The organism is Dehalococcoidia bacterium, from assembly GCA_035310145.1.
Lineage (GTDB): Bacteria > Chloroflexota > Dehalococcoidia > CAUJGQ01 > CAUJGQ01 > CALFMN01.
This window is the reverse complement of sequence record DATGEL010000073.1, coordinates 35788-42290: the sequence shown is the minus strand read 5'-3', so window position 1 is coordinate 42290 and position 6503 is coordinate 35788. Positions and strand designations below refer to the sequence as shown.

Below are 6503 nucleotides of genomic sequence, written 5' to 3'. Positions count from 1 at the left end.
GGCGGCGCGCAGGGCGGCGATGGGGGGCGTGGGGGCGCGGGGCGTGTAGGGCACGCTCAAGCCCACCACGCCGCGGATGCGCTCCGGCCGCAGCAGCGCCGTCTGCCAGGCCAGCGGCGCCCCCCAGTCGTGGCCCACGATCACCGCCTGCCGCGCCCCCAGCGCGTCCAGCACGCCCAGCATGTCGCCGGCGTGGTGCAGCTGTGTGTACTGCGCCGCATCCTGCGGCCGCGCCGTCTGGCCGTAGCCGCGCAGATCCGGGGCGACGGCATGGCAGCCGGCGCCGGCGAGGGCGTGCAGCTGGTGGCGCCAGGAGTACCAGCTCTCGGGGAAGCCGTGGCAGAGCAGTACCAGCGGCCCGCGGCCCGCCTCCGCCAGGTGCATGCGGATGCCGTTCGTCTCTACGAAGCGATGCGTGATCTCAGCCGTCGCACTCTGCGCCATGCAACCCTCCTGTGCTGGCTGTGCACTGCCGCTGCAGCATACAGGACTGACCCGACGCTCGCGCCGACGCGCATCCCTCGGGCGGAGGAGCGTAAGATCGAGCGGATGTCACACAGCGGGAGGCCAGCGCCATGAACGCGGGGACGGGCGCAGGTGGCGAAGCCGGATTCAGCTTCGAGCCCGGCTCGCACGAGGATGTGTGGCTCGCGAAGCACCAGGGACGGCCGATTGGGGCGGTGGGCTACGCGCTGGCAGACGGCCGTTGGCGCGCCGCCTGGCGCGGCGTCCTGGTTGGCGACAGCTACGACACCCGTGAAGACGCGGCGCGGGCGCTGCTGGAGCGCCTGCACCACGAGGAGGACCCGTAACCCCGGCCGGCACGGAGGAGAACGGCCAGAATCAGACCGCCGCGACCGCGCGGCCGAGCCGCCGTCGATAGCGCCGGCTCGCCAGGGCCGGCCAGACTTCCTCGAACGCTCGGCGCCGCGCCGCAAGTTCGGAGGCGATCCCGGCGGACACGGCAACCAGGCCCGCGGGTAGGTTCCCGCTGTTTGCCCGCGCGGCCCCCTCCAATCGCTCGCGCAGGCGACGGTTCAGCACGTCGGCATCGTGCAGTTCGCCGAGCACGTCCTGCACGGCGACGGCCGCGGCGATCGTCCCTTCGGCGTCGCTGCCCAGGACCTCTCGCAGCGCCTCAAGCAGATAGCGCAGGCGCCGAACCACCTTGCGCAGTTCGTGCAGCTCGTCAAGCGTAAGGTCGCTCACATCCCGCCCCGCCGCCCGTACCGCGCCGTAGCTGCGCCAAAGCTGCGCCGGCGCCGCCTGGAAGAGGAGTCGAGCGCCGCGCTCGCCGGCAGCAGTGTCAGCGAGAAACGCCGTGATGCGCTGCTGCCAGGCGACATGCTCCGCCCCGCATACATGGGCAGCCAGTTCGGCGCGCCGCTCTTCCCGTTCCGCCCGCCAGACCGCGAGCAAATCGTCCAGGCCCTCGCGCCGGTGCTGCCGCGCGGCCTGCGCGCTCAGGGCCTTGCTGAGCACGTCCAGCTCGCGCACGGCGCCCAGCGCGTCGCCCAGCCGCTTCGCGCCGCCATCAATCGCCCGCACGTCCCTGCGGGTGTAGGCGCGGCGGAACACGCGCAGCAGTGTGCGCAGCCGGCGCACGGCGACGCGGGCATCGTGGATCTGGTCTTCCGAGGGATCGGCGCGCAGTGCGGCCTCGAAGCCGCGAAGCCGAGCCAACTGCGCGGCAAGTAGGCTGCGGCCGCTCGCGGCCAGGGTGGCGTCGAAGCGCAGGCCGACCCCCCGCGGCGGTTCGCCGGACGCCCGAAAGCGCAGGCGGCGGCCAAAGGCCGCGCGCCACAGCGTCGCGGCCCCGCGCTCCGCGCCGTGCGCTATTTCGCCAACCACGGGCGATTGCAGCTTCAGCAGCGTGGTGCGCTCGGTCGAGGTGACCGCACTGAGCCGCCCGCCGCGCCCTTCCCGCTCGGCCAGCGCCTCGGCAGCAGCGGTCAACGCCGCGAGAGCCAGGGCCCGACGCCGCGGCATAGCGCCGAGCGCGGAAACCGATGGATCGGCGCCGGCGACGGCAAGCAGCTGGCGCCGCGCTCGCCGCCGGCCGCGATCGTCGCGGGTCAGGCTCAGCAGCGCCAGCGCCGCGACGAGGACGCCGTGCTCGTGAGCGTCCAGCCCCGGCGGCGGCGCGACGGCGGCGAGATCACGCGCCGCCCGCGCCGCGTCGTCCGGCCGCGACGACCGTGCCTGCGCCCGAATCTCGAGAATCGCCGTCAACAGGCGTTCATGCCTGTCGATGGCGAAATCCGGCCGGTCGATCGCCGCCGTGAGTGTCCGGGCGATGGCGACGGTGCGCTGGTCTCGCCGGTCGTCGGCGCGGTCGAGCGCCGGCACGCCCGGCACGCCCGCAAGCGCCCGCTCGAGCTTGGAGCGCGCCTGAGACGTGAATTCGGCGGTCGAGCGCAGGCTGGCGACGATTGCGCCCAGATCGGCCTCGCTGCCCTCAGGCGTCAGCTCGGCTTCGAGCTCAAACATTGCAGGCTGGCCACGGTCGAATTCGACCCGATCGAGGCTGAGCGTGGCGAGGCGGCGTGTCCCCTCGCAGATGTCGCGCTCGTGCCGCTCCTGCCGCACGCTGGCGATCGGGCGCAGACGGGCGCCGGCGAGCAGCCGCAGGGCCAGCGTGCGCGCGGCGCTTCCCGGCCAGGCCTCGGGCTGCAGCCATTGCGGAAGATCGATCGTCGCCGGCGCGGCGCCGGCGCTTGCTCCGTCCGAGACCGCCAGCTCTACCTCGAACTCGTCGCGCCGGCGTACGCCGGCAGCAGGCGCCGGGCCGCGATCCCCGAGCGATTTTAGCGTGGCGGTCAGCCCGCCGCCCTGCCGGCGAATGCGGCAGGCGTAGCCTCCCCGCAGGCAGGCGAAGTCCTCGCCGTCAAGATAGACGTCGACCACGCTGACCGAGCGGGGGCGGTTCAGTGAGAACGGTCCGAGCCGGGAACGGCCGAGCCACGCTTCGAATGCCGCGGCGTCGCGAAAGCTGAACTTGGCCTCGGTCTCCATGCCGACAGTATAGCGAGCGACCTTGTGCGACCGTCCGCGAGGAGCCGGGGATTCGGTCAGGCGGTCGGAACCTCCACGATCACCGCCGTTCCGGCGCCCGGCGCACTCTCGATGCGCAACAGCGCGCCGACCTCGACCGCCCGCTCACGCATCGAGCGCATGCCGATGCCGCCGCGCCCCGGGCCGGACGCCGGCGGAGAGGCCGGGTCGAAGCCCTCGCCGTCATCCCGCACCTCGATCGTCAGCATGCCGTTCATCGCGGTCAAATCTACCTCGATCGTGCCCGCGCCGGCGTGCTTGACGGCGTTGCCCAGCGCCTCCTGCACGATACGAAAGACGGCGGCCTCGGCCGCCGGCGCCAGCCGGCAGCCGCGCTCGGCCGAAAACTCGAAGGAGCTGTCGCTGCGCAGACGAAACGAGTCCACCAGCCGCTCCAGGGCGACGACCAGTCCTTCGTCCAGCCCCGGCGGGCGCAGCTGCACGAGCAGGGCGCGCATCTCCCGCTGCGCCTCCTCCGCGAGCGTGCCGATCCGCTCCAGCGTGGAGCTGAGGCGCGCCGAGCCCTTCTCGTGCTGCGCCTGCGCTGCCCGCGTCAGCATGCCGAGGCTGAAGACCGACTGCGTAACCGAGTCGTGCAGATCGCGCGCCAGGCGGGCGCGCTCCTCCAGCGCCGACGCCTCCTGACCGCGGCGCAGCAGACGTGCCCGCTCGACCGCCAGCGCCGCCTGATCGGCCAGGGCCTGGATCAGGCGCACGTCTCCGTCGGCGAAGCTGCGCGGGCGGGTGTCGTTCACCCAGAGAATGCCGATCGGCGTGCCCTCGAGCCGCAGTGGTGCGGCGATCAACGCCCGGACGCCGGCGGCCACCGTCTCGCGCTGCGACTGGGACGGAGTGGGCCACAGCGAGTAGTCATCAACGCGCACGGCCTGGCCGCTGGCGAGGGCCCTGCCCGTGGCCGTACCCTCGTAGAACTCCTCGTTGAGCGTTGCCACGGCGGCCGCGTCAAACAGGGCGCGCGGCTCGCCCGTCGTGGCCAGCGGAATCAGCCGTTGCCGCTGCTCGTCCATTAGCCCGACCATCGCCCCGGCCGCGTCGCACAGCCGCCAACCGGCGTCCGCCACGATGCGCAACACCTCATCGGTGTCGGTGCTGGCGAGCATTCGCTCGGTGATGCCGGCGAGCGCCCCCAACCGCTCGATCTGCCGGGCCGCCGTTTCGCGGGCGCGGCGCTCTTGCTCGGCAAGGTGCGCGTTGTAGATGGCCACCGCGGTTTGGTCGGCGAACGCCTCCGCCAGCCGAATCTCGTTCTCGCCGTAGATGCGCTCGCGCCGGTGATAGAGCATCAGCAGGCCGAGGATCTCTCCACCCGCGGCGAGCAGCGGCAGCCGCAGGGTGCTGACGATGCCCTCCTGCTCCATAAGACCGGCAAGTCCGCTCCATCGCGGCCGCAGCTCCTGCGACACATTGCGCATGTGCAGTGGCCGCCGTGCCCGTCGCAGCGCCGCGTAGGTGGCCGAGGACTTCTCCTCCATCACCTCGAATGCGCGGATCAGCTCAGGCTGAAGGCCGTCGCTGGCGCCGCACAGCACCTGCTCTTCAACGGGGTCAAGCAGCCAGACCGCCGCGGCGTCGGCGCCCAGCACCGCCCGCGAACGACGCACGATCTCCTGAAGCAGGGCGGGGGTGTCGCGCGTGGTCGCCAGCTCCGCCGCGACCAACTGCAGCGCGTGCGACTCCTCGATCAGCCGCGCCTGCTCAAGCGCCAGGGCTGCCTGGTCGGCGAGGGCCTGCAGCAAGGCGGCGTCCTCCGCGCCGAATCGACCGGGCGCGGCGTCGGCGGCCAGCAACACGCCCAGCGGCACCCCAGCCTTGCGCAGAGGCGCGGCGACGAAGGCGCGCACGCCCGCCGCGGCCATGCGCGACTGGTTAGCGCGTGGCAGCGGCAACGCCGCGAAATCATCCACCAGCACGGCCTCGCCGCGCCGGAACGCCCGCCCCGTCACGGTCTCGGCAAAGAAGGCATCATCGACGACCGGCTCACCGAGCGAGGCAAACCAGGTCTGGAACTCTCCGTGCACAGCCGCGGTCACCAGGCGGTTGTCGGGCGGTTGCACGAGCGCGACGACTGCCGCACCGGCCCCCGACAGCCGCACCGCCGCCTCGGCCACCACGCGCAGCACGGCGTCAGCGTCGGAGGTGGCCAGCAGTTGTTCGCCGATACCTGCGAGCGTGGTCAGGCGGTCGAGCTGGCGCGTGGCCGCGGCGCGCGCCGCGGCTTCGTGCTCCGCCAGCGTCGTGTTGTGAATCGCGACCGAGATCTGGTCGGCAAAGGCCTGCGCCAGTTGCATTTCGCTGGCGCTGTAGCTACGCACGCGGTGGTGATAGAGCGTGAGCACGCCGTGCACGCTGCCGCCGGCCTCGAACAGCGGCAGCCGTAGGGCGCTGCGAATGCCGGATTCTGTCACCGCGCGGCCGATCTTCGGGTCGGCTCTCTCAAGCACCGCCGGGTAATCGGCGAAGAACTGCGGCCGGTCATTGCGCCGGATCTGTTCAAAGAAGGCGTGCGCCGGCGGCGTGTTGACCTCCAACAAGCGCAGGAGCGGCGCGGGCAGGCCCCGGCTGGCGCGCGTGCGGAAGTTGCCGCGATCGTCGAACATCCACACGGCGGAGGCATCGGCGCCGAACACGGCGGCGGCGCGCTCAACCAGCTCGTTCATCAACGTCTCGGTCTCGCGCGAGGTGGCCAGGTCGGCGGCGATGCCCTGCAGCGCGTGCGTCTCCTCGATCAGGCGGGTGTGGTCGAGCGCGAGCGCCGCCTGCTGGGCCAGCACGCGCACGGCGTCTAGCATCGCCGGCGGCCAGGGGGTGCTCAGGAACATCGACATCGCCCCGACCAGCCGCCCGCCAACCGCAAGTGGAAAGCCGGCGTAGCTGATCAGGCCCGCCCGGGCGAACAGTTCGCGATTCTGGAGCACGTCGCCTTCGCGGATCGGGTCGAGGATCAGCGGCTCGCGCGCACGCACGGCGCGCACGATCGGCGCCTCCACCGTGTCCAGCGGCACGCGATCGGGGAAGCTGGTGCGCGGGAAGCGCTGGCTGGCGCGGGCGCGCAGCAGCAGCGCATCGTCGCCCGGGTCGTAGCTGTAGATGCGCGCCACTTCGACGCCGAACTCTTCGAGCAGCCCGGTCGCCAGCGCCGCCGGACCGCTCTCGCTGTCGGCGTGGGCCGAGACACGCGCCATCACGCGGTTGAGCGCGGCCAGCCACGCGGCGGCATCCTGCGGCGGCGATTGCGAGGGAGCCGACATGGCGCTCTCCCGTTCCTGCGCGCCCGCAACCCGCGGTCCGCTCTGCACAGTATACGGTGCCGAACCTTGGCCCGTACGCGGCGAACGCGGGCGCACCGCCGCCGCGCAAGGGGCGGCGATCCCCGCTGCATGCGATCGCTGCTACGATGGGGGCAGCCGAACCGACGGCACGACCCCGAC

The 6503-nt window shown here is 72.6% G+C and carries 4 protein-coding genes; 1 reads left to right on the top strand and 3 read right to left on the bottom strand.

Going from position 1 to position 6503, the window contains the following annotated elements; all coding sequences use genetic code 11:
* A partial coding sequence (locus tag VKV26_13880) for an alpha/beta hydrolase (GenBank protein HLZ70987.1) occupies positions 1 to 444 on the bottom strand: 444 nt, incomplete at its 3' end.
* 131 nt (positions 445 to 575) lie between these two features.
* Here VKV26_13880 and VKV26_13875 point away from each other — a divergent pair.
* Positions 576 to 812 (top strand): hypothetical protein, encoded by a 237-nt coding sequence (locus tag VKV26_13875; GenBank protein HLZ70986.1) that lies wholly within the window; start codon positions 576 to 578, stop codon positions 810 to 812.
* Positions 813 to 843: 31 nt separating this feature from the next.
* Here the strand turns inward: VKV26_13875 and VKV26_13870 are convergent, their stop codons facing one another.
* Positions 844 to 3015 (bottom strand): CHAD domain-containing protein, encoded by a 2172-nt coding sequence (locus tag VKV26_13870; protein HLZ70985.1) that lies wholly within the window; start codon positions 3013 to 3015, stop codon positions 844 to 846.
* A gap of 56 nt (positions 3016 to 3071) precedes the next feature.
* Positions 3072 to 6323: a GAF domain-containing protein gene (locus tag VKV26_13865; protein HLZ70984.1), complete on the bottom strand. Its 3252-nt coding sequence runs from the start codon at positions 6321 to 6323 to the stop codon at positions 3072 to 3074.
* Positions 6324 to 6503 lie beyond the last annotated feature (180 nt).